Raw genomic sequence first — 16785 nt, forward strand, 5'->3', positions numbered from 1 at the left:
CGCTTGCAATCGAGCCTACCTTGTTTGGCGAAACCGCGGTCGTGCGAAGCTGGGGGCGGATCGGGAAGTGTGGCGGTGAGAGGACCGACGTGTTCGGGACCGAACAGGAAGCTGTGGCGCATTTTCTTGATCTTGCGCGCCGGAAGCGCCGGAAGGGCTACAGGCCGACCAAGGCTGCGATGCCGTTAGTGATGACCTGACCGCGCACCAGCACAGCGCGATCGTCTGCGCGCAAGGAATCGTCACGTCTTCAGGTGCGAAGACTGCACCGCAGGCTTGGCCCTGTGAGGCGGAAGCAAGGGCTGATGCTGTCGCCAAACCTTCAGGTTTCGGTTCGGTCAGTTCCAATCTCCGAAGTCCTCCAACCACATGGTCAAAACTGGTCCCAAGCGCGGTGTTCCATCGACTTTATACTGTCTATTTTGCGCTAGTGTAATCGACGAGACCCATGCTACATGTTCGCAGGCGAGTCAGCCGGTCCGACGAGATGATCATGGGGGCCATGTGCGACGCTTTTCGATTGGCGAGCAGGTGTACGATGAAGACGATCCCGAGCTTTCGGCCAGGCTCGAACGCGCATACGCGCAGAAGCTACGGCCACTTTGCCGATGCATAGAGCCGCCGCTTCCGATGTACATTGCACGCATCGACGGTCTCCATGTCATCAAGCGCATGCCGCTTTCGGGACGAGACCATGACCCCGCATGCCCGTCGTATGAGCCACCCTACGAGCTATCGGGTCTTGGGTCTTTGATCGGCAACGCGATCCAGATCGATGGAAGCGGAAAGGCTGCTCTGAAGCTCGATTTTCCCCTGACGAAAAAGAGGGCTGGTAGTGCGCCCGCGTCCTCCACCGTGGCATCTGAGCCGGCTTTGCGCAATGAGACAAGGAAGCTCTCGTTGCGCGCCGTCCTGCACTATCTCTGGGAGGCGGGAGAACTGACGGAATGGCGCTCATCATGGGCCGGCAAACGCGGTTGGGGCAGGGTGCGGACAAGTCTCATGAACGCCGCCTCACAGATGACCGCACGCGGCGCGCCGTTGAGCGACATTCTGTTCGTGCCGGAAGTGTTTCATCAGCAGGAGCGCGAGGGAATAGCCAGCCGCCGGGCGGCGGCCTTGGCTCCTGCCCATACCTCCAGTTCCGGGCCGCGGAAACTGATGATAACTGTGGCGGAGGTGAAGGAGTTCACGGCTTCCCGGGACGGCCAGAAAATCGTCGTTCGTCACCTTCCCTTCCCCTTTATGATCGAGGAACGGACCTGGAAGCGGTTGAGCGCCAGATATGAGACGGAGATGGAACTCTGGCGGTCGAGCGAGGACTTCCATCTGACTATGATTGCGACCTTCGGGATATCAGGCGCGGGGATCGCGTCTATCGAGGAGCTCGCGATAATGGTGGTCAACGAGAATTGGATCCCGTTCGAGAGTATGCAAGAGCAACATCTCCTGGAACGGCTTTCAAGGCTGAAGCGAAAGAGCGTGAAAGGCCTGCGTTTCAATCTCTCGCGCGAGCAACCAATCGTCTCGGTCACCTTACCGGAACAACGCCCGGCTCCTGTCGCCATGTTCATTGTGCCTCCGGGTGCCGGCGAGGATTTCGAGAAGGCGTTGACTGAGATGATCGAGACGAGACCGGAAATTACACCGTGGATCTGGCGGGTGGCCGAAGGGGAAATGCCGCAGCTTCCATGATCGACACCAGCTCTGCACCGGTTCGTCTATGCTGGCGAATCGAACGAGATATCAATTCACATAGGTTCCGCTCGTGTCGGTACTGTGTGGCTCGACCTTGGTGCAGAGCTGCAGTGCACGAAAAATGTTTTCCATTTGGTCAAATATGCCGTGTCGACGTATCTGGCGTCGAAGCTCAAACTGCGAGAGAGATCTTTTTCATATGTGCTTCCTTTGCCGTCCCGCTGCAGGAGGATCTAGGCTAACGAATGCGATGGCGCCGTGAGGTTGGAATTGAAGGCGCAGTCTGCACGTACCTGGAGATAGGCGCCTGTCCGTGAGCGCCCCACGGCTCCTGGGAAGGGCGACGCTCAGTTGGACATGGAGGGATCCCAAGTCGTCTGCGGCCAAAGCAAGCCGACTGCGCCGTGAGTACCGACTGCCCCATGGTCTCCGGGGTACGAACGCACCAAGGTTGACACCAAGAAAGGCGAGCGCTGGTTTGTGACGAAGCCCAGGCGGAAGGCCGGACGGCTTGCGCCGCAATGGGGCCATTGGTCACGGAGAAAGGGACTGAGCCCGTCTCCGGATTCTGATTTCGATGCGTCGTCGGGCCTCGACATTTCCTGCCTGCCCCGCGGTGACGATATCGCCGGGAAGTATCAATTGCGCCGCCGACATCGGAAGCACCGTTGCTTGCGTCAGTTTCGGATTTGCCTTGAGGATATTCGCAACGGCGATCGCCCGTGCCAATCCGAGCCCGGCGTTATCGGCCGACTCCAGGGAGGTGATTGGCAATTTATTGTCCAGAACATCGATGAAGGTTTTGTCGAGATTGGAACCCGTCCCAGCCAGCGGCTGCTCGTCTGTATGGCCGATGACCTCGATGACGTCGACCTGATAGCGAGACAGATTATCCGCGATCTGGTTAGATATGGACGTGCTGAGTATCTGCTGAAATTCGTTTGTCAGCTCGGCGCTGCCCGACCTGAAATAATAGCCGCCAGCTTCGCTGAGATTGATGATGGGCGGCCACTCGTGCGGGCTTTTCGCCGCCGCGTTGGCGGTGACAAGCCTTTTGATCTCCGCGGGAGCGGCGTCGAGATCTATGCCGTTGTCAATCAGGACTTTCCGCAGCGCTGCCAGTTTTTCGAGCTCGGTCATCTCGACCCCGCTTTTATGCAAGCGGTCAACGGCGTGGCGGGCCGAAATCAGTTCCCGCCATTCCTTCTCGAACTTCTCCCGATCGATGGGTGAGAGGTTGCCGGCTCCAAGCCTGGCCTGAAGTTCGACCACCCGGGCGGTCGCGTCGAAATTGTCCTTCTTGAGCTCCGCGAGCTTTTGCTCGGTGACCCGCAGCTCCCGCTCGGCCTCATATCGCTTTTTCCTTTCGGCGGTCACGAGCGCGGCCGCCACCAGCAGGAGACAAAAGACGAGCAGCAGCATGGATTCGGCCATGGTCAAGCCCAGAATAAGGCCGCGATTGTAGCCCTTATGCTCGAGTTTCGGGGTCTCGGCTATGTGCGCTGCCAATTGAACCACCTCTTACGCTCGATCGCTGATGCAGGTCGTGGCTTATCATCGGTTTCGACGGGTTTGGCTGCTGAAGATTCAAGATTGGCCAAGTCGATTGCGGTTTCCTCGGAGACTGAAATCCCGGTCGGAACGGCCGGCCGAGGACGCTCCGCGTAAGTGCTCCGGATCGGGCCTGTCTCAGGTGGCAACGGCATCGGGGGCTTCTCGAGAGCGTTGGCGATACGATCGAGCTTTTCTTCAAGGGTCTGCAGCGGCTGGAGCGCTTGCCTTGTCTGTTCGATATGAGAACGCCCCCGCTCCGTATCCGCCTCCATGCGCTTTAAATGAACCTCGGTCATCTCCCTGATGGACTCGATGACCGGCGTGAGTTCGATCTTGATGACATCTTCTGGGGCGCGTATCTCGCCAAGCCGTGCGCCCACGCTTTCCACGGCGCCGCCGAACCTGTCGATGATCGTCGAGAGCTGACCGGTCGTTTCAGTCAATTTCGCGGCCGCGTTGTTGTTGCTGTCGTTGATGGTCTTGTTGTGGGATTCGATGATGGCAGAAAGCTGCTGCGCCGCCTCCTGAATGGGCTTGATCGCCTCTTTCGACAGGGATTCGATCGCCTTGCGAATATCCTCGCCATTCTTCTCGGCCTGGCGGGCGATCTCGTCGAACCCCTCCGACAGCATCTGATTGCTGACCCTGCGGTAGTTCGAAAACTCCCGCGCGGAGGAATCGAGCTCGGTTCTGACGCGCCTGGTCATCTCGGCAAGTTCGTGCCTCGCACTGCGCTCGATGTCCAACGGATCGCGGCGCATCTGGTTGAACAGGATCCGGAGCGTCACCCCGGCGATCGTCGACGTCACCGCGATACCGAAGTTTCGCACGATCGTGTCGATGGAGGTCTCACCGGCAAACAGATAGAGCGACACACCAAGGCTCGAGAGCGTGAACAGAAAGCCCATATAGTAGAGATTGTCGCCGGCCTGCTCGTTAAGCAGCCGGAATCCCGCCAATAGCAGAGAAGCGAGAAAGTAGGTCGCCATCAGCAGCAATGGCACGACAGTGACGACCGCCGTCGGCCATCCCCATAGCTTGGCCGTCCAGATGAACACCATGCCGCCGATGGTCGTGAGCGCAAACAGCACCAGCGGCCCATAGTCGCGGATCGCAGACTTTGTCACCTCTCTCGAGGTCATCAGCGTTTTCCTTCCAGACGGATGAAACCGTCGAAGTGGCCGTTATTGTTCGTGATCCACTCTTTCCAGAATTCGGCCAGTTCCTCGGCGGAGAATTTCAGGTTTGGACGCTGAAACGCGAGGATCTTCACCGACACCCCGTCGAGAGACGTCCTGAACTTATCACGCGCCTCGCTTTTCTGAAATTTCGAATAGGCGACACCGTCGCGGTAATTCGAAAAGGCCGGCGTGTGTTCGATCATGTCGGAGGCGACGAAGAGGACCTTGGGCGTTCCGGCGGGGAGGCTCGAGAACACCTCGAGGTTGATCCGCTGAATTCCGGCCATGATCGGCGAGGCATCGCCTGCCTTGCCGGACGCCAGCCTGTCAGCGATTTCCTCCAGGGGCTTTTGAAAGCCCTTTTCCCAGCGGTCCTGGATCAGTCGTGGATTGCTGGTCCATTCATCGGCGAGTTCGCCGCTGCCTGGATTGCAGCCATGGAACGTTCGCTCCGGCTTTCCTTCCTTCTCGGTGAGCGAATAGATATCGATGGCACCGCCGATTGGAACCCTGGCCACGATTTGCTGAAACTGGTTCTTGAGATCGAGCGCCGTCGTGTCGGAAATGGGATCGGTGACGTCAAGCAGGATAGCGGTTTCGGACGTCGCGCCGGTGACCGGGCAAAGGGAGGCCTTGTCGACCACCACGGTGCCACTTGCCCTGTATTTGAGCCACCCGAACGCACCGATAATCGCGACAGACACCAAGCCAAGGGCAATGGCGCCGACAATCAGCCCGGCGGAATTGCCACCCCGCCTGCGGCTACGCCTGCTGGATCGCGCCAAGGCCAGCCTCCGGGAATATATTGTCCAGCTTGTGATAATTTTCGACAGCAGCTTCGAACTCGGCACCGATCTTGCGAATTTGCTCAGACAGTTCCGCCTGAGCCGCCTGAATTCGGCCACTCAAGACCGCGTCATCCCATTCCTCGCTGGTCCGCAGCACCGGTGTCAGGCGCTCGAGCTTGTAGGGTTGAGAAAAATAGCTGGGCTCGGGTTCCGTCCGTGCCGCGCGGTTCGCGTCGCGATAGATCGTCAGCAGCGCGTTCGCGGCGCGCTCGAGATTGCTCTGATGCTCCGCGAACAGTCCCACGGTCCGCGTCCGGTGAGCGATGATGGCCGCGCATTCCTGGCGCCGCCCGCTGAGATCGCGCACGATCTCCTCGATCTTCGCGTTGTGATCGTCTCTTATGTCACGGAGATTGTCGATGAGCTCGAGCTTTCTGTCGATGTAGTTGGATCGCGCGCTGTCCAACCGTTTCCTCACACCGGCAAAGCCCGGATAGGGATCCGTCATGTAGCAGCCGTCGATGAAGGCCAAGATTGAAAAAAACAGCCCTACGGCGAAGAGCATCCAGGAGTTCAGTTCGGCAAGGTCCAGCGGCGCGTTCCTGAGCCTAGAGATAACGTCCGCCCCCGCTCCGGAAAGAACGGTCGATGACACCTCCCGATAATGGGCAAGGGCAAGATTGACGCCCAGGGCGATACAGATATAGGCGACCAGCCCACAGAACCCGAGCAGCTTGAACAACAGGGAACGATGGACGAGGAAGCGAACGCAACAGACCGAGAAAAGCAGAGCCGATCCGATGTTGAGGACGGCGAAGGCGATCGCCTCGGTCACGCCGCCGACGATCCCCTGCTCGCTTCCCTTCGCCAGGAAGCTTCCATTCATGATCATTTCGAAGAGCACGAGGAAAATGATCAGGGCTATCTTGAACGCCTGCGCGGCGGCGGTCGAAATCTTCGCGGCGCGATCGAGATTGTGTTTCGCCTTGAAGGATGACATCTCGTCCTCGGCCGCTTTCAGATCGCGACGCAGTCCGTGCAGTTCGTCGACGCCACTCGCCACCTCGGCCTTGAAATCGGATACGCTGGACGCGTTGGCTTGCCGGATCAGCCCAAACTGTCCCTCGAAGTCGAGATTGCGCAGGCGACCCTCGAAGGTTTGAAATTGATCTTCAAGAACCTGATAGGAGGAGGCCTTCTCCTCCTCGATACGACCGACCGTCCTCTGCTCGACCTCGTCCAGCGACGCGGCGGTTGGCAAGGGCCGATTGAGCTTGCCGTTCTCGGCACCCTTTGCTCGCAGATCGAGCGTGGAACTGAACTTCTCAATATCGAGCGAAGGGAAGATGTCGGTCGAGGCACGGAAGTCGTGGCTGGATTCCCGAACGCCCTCCCAGAGCCTGTTCAATGCTTCAAAGCGCACGCGAAACCCTTAGTGGTTTGTTTACCAAATGATGCTGATGAACTCGATATCGCAGCGGTTGTACGTGGTCCAGCGTCCGCTTCCTTCGCGAATACTAATCGAGATATACGGTTAATCGAGATTTTTCTCGAACCTGCACCAAAAGCTTGCGTCCACGGCAGATCGCGGCTAGTTCGCGGCCTTTGCAAAGTCGCCGATCGTTGTAGGTCGGCGAACACTTGTGGGGCGACCGAGTGGATGGCTTGCGATTGACCACGTGGCGGCAGAAAATTCGCGAATAGCATTGTGGCAGGCGACGCGGCCGCATGCCCAAGCTCAAAGGCGCCGCCATGGGTCCCATGGCAAGGCGCCCCTCCAAACAATGAGCATACCAGGCAAAGGCGCGCCCGCGCCGGCGCCCGTTCGCGCACGGCTTGACCGGTTAAAAGGGCAGCCGCAGGAGGGTTAGCAAAGCGCCGCTCGAAACGAGCGGAACCCGGGACCGACTGCTCCCGGCAAGCCGTTCCATCAAGACGTCACGGTGAAACTGGCGCAATTCCAATGCGTGGGCAATAACGACATGTCCGCCTCTTCAATTCGGACCATATAGTCGCGGTCGTGGCGCCGCAGCAAGCATATCAATGTTAGCGCTTGGAGATCCCTCGCCCCGCCACCATCCGACCATCGGGACGCTTGAACAGACGGGTCGCCACTTACCGCCAGTTGATCAGGCGCTTGCCATTCTGTGCGATTTAACCGAAAATCCTCAGCGTGGCCCTTAAGGCCTGAGCAGCTTGCCATGATCGGAGACCGCCGTGCCTCTGAAAAACATTCTGGCCGCAGCAGCAATCGTCTTGATGTCTCTCTCTGGATGCGCAACAAGTGGATCTGACAACACAACCTATGCGCAGCCGCAGGGAATTGGCCCAGTTCGCGGCGACATTGGCGGTTACTAGGCCTGAGTGTTTCGACCGGGGCGTCAATCCAAAACTGTGTCGAACGGCCCTGGGTGGATAAGTCGTGCGATGCCGCACTTTTCTTGCCTCCGACGACCGCCAACAGACCGGTCGGCGTCGATCTGCTGTCACTTCTCGCAAAGCTTGGCCAAGTTCTTCGCTAGACTTCGTCGAAGGGCGCCAGAGATTTCAGTCTCAAGTCCTTTGACGATGTCGCCGAACCGGCCACCGGTCTTCACGATCTCGATGGAGGTCTCGGTCATCTTGCAGGTCGTAAGGTCGACCTTCAGCCGAACCTCAGCGGTCGCTGAAAACCCTCCTTTTACCAGCGCTTCGTCCGAGGTCTTGCAAGCAAGCGTGCCGCGGGCGCTCGCCTCCGCGGTGTTGCCATTGACCGACAATTGCAGGTTTTCGATCTTCACCGAATCGAGCTTGTCGACGCCTACCTCCACACTGATACCGAAGCTCGATACCTTGGTCTTCAACGACCTGCATGGCTGCGCGTCTTCGATGGCCCTCTCCAGGGCATTCGGTACTTGCGCGTTGGCGATGCAGGATGGCTGGAGGAAAAAGACTCCTGCCGCTAACTGGCCAAAACAATTCCGCATCGCTCTCTCCCATCTCAGTGACTTTCGTGCTGGCCGCCTCTGAATGATAGGGCGGGATCGGTCTGCCGGAAAGGCAATGACGGCTGACAACTCATCGTCGGCGGCGCGACAGGGCTGCAGAGCCGCGCGTAGGTTTTCACTGCGGGGGGGTGCGACGCCCAGGGCGGCCTGGTCATGCAGGCATTCGTCAGCCAAGGAAGAGACGGCTTACGCCGCCTCCTCCTCTTCGAGTTCCGGCTGCAAGCAATGTAGGTAGTCGACGGCGCGCTGCGCATGTGCTGCCGCCGAGAAGATGGCGCGCTTGTCGTTGCCCAGAACCTTCAGCCAGCCATCGAGATAGCTTGCGTGGTCGGGGCGTGGTTCGAGCTCTGGGACAATGCCGAGATCGGCGCAGAGAAACGCGCTGCCGAGTTCGGCGATAAGCTCTTCGCGGGCCCGATCGCTCCTATCTTTCGCGTAGCGGCTGAGATCCCGATCAAGCCGTCGCGGTGCGGCGGTCCAATGCGTCATCTCGTGGCTGAGGACGGCGACATAGGCGGCGTCGTCCCGGAAGGCATCCAGGCATGGCATCTGGATGTAGTCACGCTGAGCGGCATAATAGGCAGCCGATCCTCCGTGCCGGATCAGGGCGCCGGTATTGACAAAGAAGCGGCCGGCATCGCCAATGCGGCTCATAGGGTCCTGGACAGGTGCGACGTCGTCAAAGCGGCCATTAAGGCCGGCGATCTGATCGGTGTTGAAGACAGTGTAAGCTTTGAGGAACGGAATGTCCTGTTCGATCTCGGTGCCCGTCTCGGTCGTCTCGGTGCGGATGAACGAACTGGCGAAGACGACGGTCGTGCCAGTTTCGCCCTTGCGGACAGCGCCGCCGAGTTCGATTGCCTGGCGAAACGTCATCCATCTTGATGAGGCAAAGCCACGGGCGATGGCCTCGGACCAGAGGAGCAGGACGTTGATCCCGGTGTAGGGTTGGCCGTTATGGCGCAGGGGGCGGCTGACTTCGGCTGTCGCATCTCCCGTCGTCCAGGGTTTGGTCCATGGCCGCACACCCTGTTGGAGATCGGCGATGATCTTGGCGGTGATGCGGCTGTAGATATCGGATCGTTGATTGGATTGTTGCCTGCTCATGTCTGAACCTCCGTTTCGAGGTCGCGGCCATCGCGACCTGCTACGGCGGTCCGAAAGCCGGGCTGCAAGTGCTGTCTGCACCCGCAGGGCCGCAACGCAGTGGAGGACGGCAAAGCCGTTGCCGGCGGCGCGAGCCTGGCAGGACCAAAAGCCGGGGCAGGACGCGATGGCCGCAATTCAAGTGGAAGGTTTAGACGGAGGCGGGCATGGCAAATCCGCGAGCCGGTATTCCGTCGCCCACATCGCAAATGAGCCGAGTGCGATACAACGTCACGCGCTAATCAAGATCGTCATCCTGAGCGATGAACATCGACGCATGGCGCGAGAATGGGCTCAACAGCGGGCTGGCAACAATCGATCGCGCTCTTGTCGGCGAGGCAAGTAGGCGGAGGCTTCAAACTCTCTCAGCGATGTCCCTCGAAGAGCGCGAGTTGGACTTTGCAATTGTCGCCACGTGGCGGAATGTTCGTGGGACTGTGGTCGGGCAAACTCGCCAGGGATGACTTCACGTCACTACCAAACCGATCAGCCGGGCTGATGGTGGAGACGGGGGGCCGCCAAGTCATTTCAGTAAAGGCAGGCGGAATCGGAATTGAGCACAGCCGTATGAAAGCCCCGCTGCTCTATCTCATTCGGGCGGCAGAGCAACCAGACGCTATCCAGTTCGCGAGCAACGCAGCTCATACCCCTTCCGAGCCAAGGCAAAATGGCCGCGATTGGTACGATAGGAAATGAAAATTTCAGCGCTCGAACCGATCCAGCATCCTCTTCAGTTGTGCGTTTTGCAGCCTAAGCTTCGTCGCCAGCTGATCCCGAAGCAACCTGATTTCTCCATCCAGGCTGACTGCGTCGTCAGAAACGGCGCTAGCGCCTGAAGAAGGTGGAAGAACGACAGCAATCGTTTTCGCTTTCTTGCTCCGCCTGCTGCGCTTTCGCGTTGGACCTTCGCCTACTGGCAATGCCTTTGGCGAGGGGTGCCCGGCTACGTCGGCCTCATTGGATAAGGCCGGATCAACCGCTTTCTCAAGCGTGGCGCTTTCGACATCTGTCGTGTCATCAACACTGCTTACCGCTTCTTCGGCATGATGGGGGTCTACCGACACCGCCTCGTGTTGTTCGTGAGTGACCGGCTTTTCGTTGGCCGCACGGTCTGTGGCTTTCGACCGGTTGTCGCCCGCCGTTTCAGCCGGATCCGCGAAGGCTGCTGCGTCCGGCTTCACGTCATCGGTCGAGCCGTGTTCTTGCGTCCGCTGGCGTCGCCGTGACACCAGCCTAGCAAGAAGTTTCCATGGAGACGCCATTTTATTCGACCTCGATTCTACTCAGGGTGCAAACTCCGAGCAAAAAACGTTGGCGGCGGAACGAACCGCCGCCAAAATATTCACTTCAATAAGCATGAGAATGCGATCAGCGCTTGACCGTCTGCTGTCGATCAACCGAGGTTCAGTCGCTTTCGCAGATCGGCATTTTCAGCTCGGAGCTTCTCCGCCAGCAGCTTGCGCAGCCTCTGGTTTTCCTCTTCGAGCTGCAGAAGATCCGCGATCTCGTCAATGGCCGCCACCGAAGGTGCAGCCGCAATCGACACAGCCTTCGGAGCACGTTTGACAGGCGCACGCTTGGCACTCGTCGTCCCTTCGTCAGGCTTCGCTTTGCGTCTTCTCTTCTGCTTTTCAACTGCGCTACCCGAAGCAACTGCCGGTTCCGCCGAAACGGCGACTGAGGCCGTTGCAGGGACCACCTTTTTGGCGCGAGGTTTGCGCACCTTCTTCGCTACATCGGACGCCGCGGCGGCCGGCGTGTCAGCATTGGTTGTCGTATCTTTTTCGTCGGCCATTATGGTCTCCTGTAAAGCCGATGCATTTGTCTCTTGCTCGATCGGCAGTGTCAATAACGGCGCGGCCCGTTCTTCTCCGGATACAAGCATCTCGCTGCTTCTTGCCTGAGGAGCTAATGACATAAATGGCATTGCCTCGTCTTCCATATCTTGCGCAACGGACTTGAGATCCGTGTCTGCCCAGATCGAGCTCGGTTTAGAGTTGAGTTTTCGCCGACCTGATTTGTACTCGACGGCAAAGCTGCGCTGCACTTTTTTCACTTTAAATAAGCCTTGGGTATCTGCGGTGATGTTTCAGCGACGGTTTAACCATCGCAACATGGCGTGCAAATAACGACTATTGCGCCGGCGGTCCACACCTGGCGACACCACAGCCACGGGAACTGAGACGACAAAAGGCTCCATTGGGCTCATAAGGAGCGGACGTTGCCGCTCTGGATGGTCATTCCTGGACGCTGCGGTTCGGCGACGAAGTGCGCCCTGAGGAATCCTACTTCGAAGGAATCGATGAAGAGGCTGACCCCAAGCTGATCCCGCTAGTCCAGCAGTTGATCAAGCAGAAGACCCCCCGGTGGTCCCCGGACATGGTAAGCGACCCCATCCAAGAAAGTCTGCTGAAGATCATTGCGGAATAGAAAAAGGCTCTCAAGCCCGCCAAGAAGGCCGCCAAGGGCAAGCCGGGCGCCGCTCCGGCCTCGACCGTCGTGAACATCATGGACGCGTTGAAAAAGTCCGTGGCCGCAGAGCTGAAATCGAGCAAGGCCCGGTGACCCCATGCAGGTGCGATATCGATGATCTCATCGTGCGAGACGGTCGGATCTTACTTGTTCCCGGCAATAGCGAACTCGATCCTAAAGCCGGGTTCACGACGGTCTGGCAGTCGCTAAAGTTTCTCGACAGGCTCGCCGTTAGGGTTGGGCACCGGCGCCTCCCTTGTATCTCGGGCCCACGCAGCGCTTTCGATGTGCCAGATTCTAAGCGATGTCCTGGATTTTGTCGGCATATATCTCGAGCCACGGCCGGTCATCCGAGGCGCCTTCCAGCACCGTCTCCCGTAACGCCATGTCGAGATTGCCAATCGCCTCGTGCATTCCGACCTGGTCATCCTTGACGAGCTTGGTTACACGCCGTTCAGCGCTTCAGGCGGCGCATTGCTCTTCCACCTGCTGAGCAAACTCTACGAACGCACCAGTGTCGTCATCACGACCAACCTCAGCTTCAGCGAGTGGGCGAGTGTCTTCGGCGATGCAAAAATGACCACCGCGCTGCTCGACCGGCTCACACATCATTGCCACATCCTGGAAACCGGCAACGACAGCTTCCGCTTCAAGAACAGTTCAGCGCATGAACCAAAATCGACAAAGGAGAAACGTAAGACCTTGACCACCACAACGGACCCGAACAATACCTAAGAGGCGGGTCACTTCTCAGTGCAAATCCCGGGTCAACTCTCAGCGCAAATCAACACTCAAGCGGGCCTATCTTTATCTCGTGAGAGTGCCAACCATTCGATTGACGCCGCCCCAATATTCCTTGTGCATGGTTTCAGCTGCCTCCGAGATTGCCAGCTTCCAGGCAGGTCCGCGATTCCATGCCTCTTCCACGGCATCAGCCAGTGAAGGCCCGTGGCCGGTGACCGGCAGGGCGTCGAATAGCATTCCTGCCTGTCTCAGGTCTTTATCCCGTTTGGCTTGGCCGCCAGCGTCATTTTGGCGGCGACCGGCAACGATAAGCTTATGCACTGCATACCTGCAAGGATCAGGGATGACCACCGAGATACCGGCACCATGTAGCAGGATCGAACGAACGGGATCACGGATCAAGAAATCCATGAACCTTAGCGGTTCGGCCGACGCGCCGCCGAGAGCGGGCATGTTGGCGGGTTTGTCAGAATATTCTTCAGCTCCTCTGTTCGTCGTCATGAATTCGACCCGGTAGCCGGTTTGATTCCGGAAGGCATGAGATCGAGGGCTACCGCTGATGTGCGGCACGGCCCGGAACGTTGGATCAAGCCCTTTCAGGAGATCGAGGATCGGCGGCAGTGAATCCGCTACTTCGGCAGAGATCGCGAAATCCTGGGCTAGGTCTGCATCACCTGTTAGGATCGCCGCCGAGGGCAGACGGATGCCGAGATATGCTGAGTAGCATTGAAAAGCGACAGTGCCGATGAGAACACCGCGCAGCCGGAAGAGACCGGCCTTGGCAAGCGCTTGTACGACATCGCCGGTAAAGCGATCAGGAGCAATCAAACCGGCTTCCCGCGTCAGCGTGGAAACGAACTTGCGGCGTGCCTTATAGTCTGACTTCTCGCCCTTGAAGGTTTCGACCCGTTCCGAAATCACGGGATCGTCGGCAGGCCCGACATACCGGCGCTTCTGCCCGCCCTCACCGTCGGGTTGGTCGAAATACCAATAGCGCCGACCATCGACTGCCACCGGCACAAATCTACCCGACGGGGGGAAGTCTTCCGCCCAATCGTCATCGAATGCCCGTTGCTGAAGTTCCGCGACCATGGTCCGGAACATGAGATCAATCTGCTTGATCACGGCGGCCTCTATATTGTTTTCACAAATCTAGTATAGACACTGTCTTTGGGCAAGCGGTAGTCGGCACTCCCCTGGGGCACTGTCCCCACCTTCACGACGAATATCGGGCTCCCGGCCAAGGCAGGGATATGCTCAATCTAACACTTGTCACTATCCAAAGGCCTCTCTATATTGTTTTCGCAAATATAATATAGTGAATCAGTTGAAACACTTCTCCTTGCTGTCTGCGTTTACAAGTTCGCTCCGCTCACATTCTGGCCTCTCGGGACCGGATTGCAAAAAATCAGAGGGGTCAAGTCATCGCGCCTCCAAGAATTCCTCGGTTTAGGAGCGCATACTCAGGTAACTCATTGAGCAAGTCGCCTTGAACGGATCGGAACCCTCGGCACCTCATTTCTTGCGCCGAATTTCACGGTTTGATTCCAGCGATTAGCAGTCAGCTTGGTCAGGAGGTCAGCGCGTTGTTGAGGTCATGCAACCCGACCAGCAGCATCATGGGGTCGGACGGGGAAGGCAGGAAGCCAACCGCTTCGTAGAAGGCTCGTGCGTCATCAGATATCGCATGGACCAAAACGCCGCGAATCCCAAGTATCTCGGCGGCATTGATCAAGCGCAGACCTGCGTCGCGGACTAACGCCCTGCCGAAACCGCGTCCCTGATAGGTTTGATCAATGGCAAGGCGTCCAAGCACGGCGACTGGTATCGGATCAGGCATGTTCCGCCGGAAACGTCCCGGCGCTTCCGATTGCTTTACCGCGCCGGAAGCGAGGGCGTAATAGGCGATGACGCGGTTGGCCTCACACACGACGAAGGTTCGCGATGCGCCGCTCGCCTGATTGGCGCGGGCGCGCAGACGCAGCCAATCGTCAAGCTCAGGGACACCAGAATGGAATTCGGCTAGCTCGTGATGGTCAGCAAGTGGCCCGGGTACGCTTAAGGTCACACCTCATCCCACGGCGCTTTGGTCGACATGGTGCGCTTAAGACGCTCATTGGGCTGTGTTGGCGCATCGAGCCGGGCCAGATACTCTGCGTAGACTTCTGCGCTGACAGTGAAGATCGTCCGGTCAAGTAGTACTTCCTCGGCACGGCGCTCGGAAGCTTCCAGCATAAAATCTGTGCGTGTCTTGCCTAGCATTTCAGCGGCGCGGTCAATCAAGTTGCGCGTCGCAGGCTTAATGCGCATATTCAGCGCCACGCTTGCGTCCGGGCGTTTGCTTGGGTGCGAGGTCGGCATGGGAAGCTCCTGTCTAGAAGGACCATATAGCGTAACGACATCATCTTTACAAGGTTCGTAAAGATGATGTCGTTACGCGTTCATTCTCAGTGCTTGAAGCAAACCGTCGGCGCGGCTTTATTCTTTGACCATAGTCTTATTTTTTTGGAGAACGCCATAGTTTCGAGACATGACAGCCGACCTCCTACTCTTGTCAATCAGACGGCCGCCACTCGGCGACTCGGATGGCGCCGCTCTCGGTCAGTTCGGTGCATAGGAAGTGTGAAAGCTCATCGTGTCTGATTACAGCGGCGCTTAGCCGGCCAGTCCGAAACGCTCCGGTATCCAAAGCTATGCGGTTCGAATAGACTTCTGGTCGAAGCGACTTTGTGATCGTGTGACCGTGTAGAACGACGTGGCCAAACACGTCAATGTGATCGAGAAAGCCCGCCCTGATCCAACGCAAGTCGTATTCGCTTTGATTTGCGAGCTGAACGCCGGGACGTATTCCAGCGTGAACAAAGCAGAAGCGCCCGATCTCCTTAAATGACAGCGCATTTTCCAGCAAGTCCACGTGGTGTGGGAAAACGCGGCGGATGTCTGCAGCGATGTTCTCGAAAGCAGGAACTGGCAGAGTGGAATATGCGCTCAATGTCGCGACGCCTCCCCAGTCCATCCAGTTGACGGCGTCCTCATGAGTGAGAGCACCACGAAGGAGTTCACGCAGGTAAAAATCATGGTTGCCAAGGATTAGTCGGGAACCCGGATAAAGGTCGAGTGTCAAACAGACCTGATCGAGTACCTTTGGACTGTGAGGGCCACGATCGATCAAATCGCCCAGGAAGATCACGACCGGCTTCGAATGATGTTCATTCGAGTCAGCGGCGATGTATCCAAGCATGGCTTCGAGAAGATCGGCGCGTCCATGGACGTCGGCAATGGCATAGACGATGTACGGCAAGCTCTCGGTGATAGTCACTATTTTTCCCTGCAGGCGAACATGGTGCCTTAATAGTCCAGTCTTCCCGATTCGATATATAGGCCGGGGTCACCCACATCATACACGGCTGCATCAGCGTCGAAAGCCGAGAGCTCGCAGCCAGGCGTCGACCTGCCCGAAAGCGTCTTGCTGCCACTGATCGGCGGAACGCCCGTCGAGAATATCGGTTTCTGCGACGAAGTTTCGGAGGCTACTGGCGCCATAGCCTTTAGGCACATCGAATTTGTTGGCGAAATGCCTATGATCTTCCGCGCCGATTGCGTGTTCAAGCAGCGGCTTACAGGCTTCCGCTAGAGCTTCGATGCCATCAGAATCGTTTCGGATGCAATAATAAACGTTGTAGGCACGCTTTTTGCTTATGGCGGCCATTGAGCGCATAGCCCTTCATACCCAAAAATGCCGGGATAGAGCAAACGGCCACCTCAACGCGATTGGTTCCGCCGCTAGGCATGTCACCCGTGATTGCAACGAGTTGATAAAAGCGCAAAGCGAGATCCGGGGCATCCGCCCGCTGTACCACAAAGTCGTTGACGATCGGCGGCCTGTTCTTCACGATTTCAGCATCTCGCGGCATTAGGAAGTCGACAACGATTTTGATCGGCCGGACATCATCGGTTGGTACTTCACGCATGAGTCGAAAGCGCTTTACGTCGGGCCCTGTACGAAACCGTTGCCAATCAACGCATACCCGCCATCGCCAAGAGCAGCGGCATCGAGTCCGAGATCGACATCGAGAGTGCCAACACGCCGCCTTGAGCAGGTTCGAACCGGAGACCCGTGGTTTGCGCACATTTGAGAACGTGATTTCAACCGTTTTCGCAGGTGAACAGATTGACGCAACGGTGCGTCCCTCCGGCATCCACCTTGAGAAGGCC

The 16785-nt window shown here is 58.0% G+C and carries 16 protein-coding genes and 2 pseudogenes; 4 read left to right on the forward strand and 14 right to left on the reverse strand.

Annotated features, from left to right (window positions below; translation table 11 throughout):
- Both HFO71_RS35375 and HFO71_RS35380 read left to right on the forward strand, forming a co-directional pair.
- Positions 1–200, forward strand: a 200-nt coding sequence (locus HFO71_RS35375) for a WGR domain-containing protein (protein WP_170269566.1), incomplete at its 5' end; no start/stop codon positions are given.
- 304 nt (positions 201–504) lie between these two features.
- Complete coding sequence (locus tag HFO71_RS35380) at positions 505–1695, forward strand: DUF1173 domain-containing protein (RefSeq protein ID WP_077976758.1); 1191 nt, start codon at positions 505–507, stop codon at positions 1693–1695.
- A gap of 537 nt (positions 1696–2232) precedes the next feature.
- Here the strand turns inward: HFO71_RS35380 and HFO71_RS35385 are convergent.
- From HFO71_RS35385 to HFO71_RS35420, 8 genes are all read right to left on the reverse strand, one after another.
- Positions 2233–3207 (reverse strand): OmpA family protein, encoded by a 975-nt coding sequence (locus HFO71_RS35385; protein WP_077976757.1) that lies wholly within the window; start codon positions 3205–3207, stop codon positions 2233–2235.
- Positions 3192–4394 (reverse strand): hypothetical protein, encoded by a 1203-nt coding sequence (locus HFO71_RS35390; RefSeq protein WP_131661891.1) that lies wholly within the window; start codon positions 4392–4394, stop codon positions 3192–3194. The genes HFO71_RS35385 and HFO71_RS35390 overlap by 16 nt, the downstream gene beginning before the upstream one ends.
- Positions 4394–5218 carry a hypothetical protein gene (locus tag HFO71_RS35395; protein WP_077976755.1) on the reverse strand — a complete coding sequence of 275 codons (825 nt, stop codon included), beginning with the start codon at positions 5216–5218 and terminating at the stop codon, positions 4394–4396. The genes HFO71_RS35390 and HFO71_RS35395 overlap by 1 nt, the downstream gene beginning before the upstream one ends.
- Positions 5196–6644: a hypothetical protein gene (locus tag HFO71_RS35400; protein ID WP_131661890.1), complete on the reverse strand. Its 1449-nt coding sequence runs from the start codon at positions 6642–6644 to the stop codon at positions 5196–5198. Before HFO71_RS35400 ends, HFO71_RS35395 begins: the two co-directional genes overlap by 23 nt.
- A gap of 1063 nt (positions 6645–7707) precedes the next feature.
- A complete protein-coding gene (locus HFO71_RS35405) occupies positions 7708–8187 on the reverse strand; it encodes a hypothetical protein (RefSeq protein WP_077976753.1) in 480 nt (159 codons plus the stop codon).
- Positions 8188–8394: 207 nt separating this feature from the next.
- Positions 8395–9315 (reverse strand): ArdC family protein, encoded by a 921-nt coding sequence (locus tag HFO71_RS35410; protein ID WP_077976752.1) that lies wholly within the window; start codon positions 9313–9315, stop codon positions 8395–8397.
- Positions 9316–10055: 740 nt separating this feature from the next.
- A complete protein-coding gene (locus HFO71_RS35415) occupies positions 10056–10616 on the reverse strand; it encodes a hypothetical protein (RefSeq protein ID WP_077976750.1) in 561 nt (186 codons plus the stop codon).
- 131 nt (positions 10617–10747) lie between these two features.
- Positions 10748–11410: an MreC domain-containing protein gene (locus HFO71_RS35420; protein WP_077976749.1), complete on the reverse strand. Its 663-nt coding sequence runs from the start codon at positions 11408–11410 to the stop codon at positions 10748–10750.
- A gap of 188 nt (positions 11411–11598) precedes the next feature.
- On the opposite strand from HFO71_RS35420, the pseudogene HFO71_RS36150 reads away from it, so the two are divergent.
- Together HFO71_RS36150 and HFO71_RS35425 are read left to right on the forward strand one after the other, a co-directional pair.
- Positions 11599–11919, forward strand: a pseudogene (locus HFO71_RS36150) (non-homologous end joining protein Ku); the annotation flags it as partial.
- Between the two features lie 297 nt (positions 11920–12216).
- Positions 12217–12561 (forward strand): annotated as a pseudogene (locus HFO71_RS35425) (ATP-binding protein); the annotation flags it as partial.
- Between the two features lie 72 nt (positions 12562–12633).
- Here the strand turns inward: HFO71_RS35425 and HFO71_RS35430 are convergent.
- From HFO71_RS35430 to HFO71_RS36160, 6 genes are all read right to left on the reverse strand, one after another.
- Positions 12634–13692 (reverse strand): nucleotidyltransferase family protein, encoded by a 1059-nt coding sequence (locus HFO71_RS35430; protein WP_231283901.1) that lies wholly within the window; start codon positions 13690–13692, stop codon positions 12634–12636.
- 448 nt (positions 13693–14140) lie between these two features.
- Positions 14141–14638: a GNAT family N-acetyltransferase gene (locus HFO71_RS35435; RefSeq protein ID WP_077976748.1), complete on the reverse strand. Its 498-nt coding sequence runs from the start codon at positions 14636–14638 to the stop codon at positions 14141–14143.
- Entirely contained in the window at positions 14635–14931 is a 297-nt protein-coding gene (locus HFO71_RS35440; protein ID WP_077976747.1) for a type II toxin-antitoxin system TacA family antitoxin, read from the reverse strand. Before HFO71_RS35440 ends, HFO71_RS35435 begins: the two co-directional genes overlap by 4 nt.
- Positions 14932–15124: 193 nt before the next feature.
- On the reverse strand, positions 15125–15889 hold the full coding sequence (locus HFO71_RS35445; RefSeq protein WP_077976746.1) for a metallophosphoesterase: 765 nt from the start codon (positions 15887–15889) through the stop codon (positions 15125–15127).
- Between the two features lie 93 nt (positions 15890–15982).
- Positions 15983–16279, reverse strand: a complete 297-nt coding sequence (locus HFO71_RS36155; RefSeq protein ID WP_245007104.1) for a hypothetical protein — start codon at positions 16277–16279, stop codon at positions 15983–15985.
- Entirely contained in the window at positions 16218–16541 is a 324-nt protein-coding gene (locus HFO71_RS36160; RefSeq protein WP_245007105.1) for a hypothetical protein, read from the reverse strand. Before HFO71_RS36160 ends, HFO71_RS36155 begins: the two co-directional genes overlap by 62 nt.
- Between the last annotated feature and the right edge of the window lie 244 nt (positions 16542–16785).

The sequence above is a fragment of the Rhizobium laguerreae genome (genome assembly GCF_019778565.1).
Classification (GTDB): Bacteria; Pseudomonadota; Alphaproteobacteria; order Rhizobiales; family Rhizobiaceae; genus Rhizobium; species Rhizobium laguerreae.

What these genes read in the sequence shown, in the direction of transcription:
- HFO71_RS35390 (WP_131661891.1), bottom strand. Translation starts at nt 4,394, where the DNA reads ATGACCTCGAGAGAGGTGACAAAGTCTGCGATCCGCGACTATGGGCCG.
- HFO71_RS35405 (WP_077976753.1), bottom strand. Translation starts at nt 8,187, where the DNA reads ATGCGGAATTGTTTTGGCCAGTTAGCGGCAGGAGTCTTTTTCCTCCAG.
- HFO71_RS35410 (WP_077976752.1), bottom strand. Translation starts at nt 9,315, where the DNA reads ATGAGCAGGCAACAATCCAATCAACGATCCGATATCTACAGCCGCATC.
- HFO71_RS35415 (WP_077976750.1), bottom strand. Translation starts at nt 10,616, where the DNA reads ATGGCGTCTCCATGGAAACTTCTTGCTAGGCTGGTGTCACGGCGACGC.
- HFO71_RS35440 (WP_077976747.1), bottom strand. Translation starts at nt 14,931, where the DNA reads ATGCCGACCTCGCACCCAAGCAAACGCCCGGACGCAAGCGTGGCGCTG.
- HFO71_RS36155 (WP_245007104.1), bottom strand. Translation starts at nt 16,279, where the DNA reads ATGGCCGCCATAAGCAAAAAGCGTGCCTACAACGTTTATTATTGCATC.
- HFO71_RS36160 (WP_245007105.1), bottom strand. Translation starts at nt 16,541, where the DNA reads ATGCGTGAAGTACCAACCGATGATGTCCGGCCGATCAAAATCGTTGTC.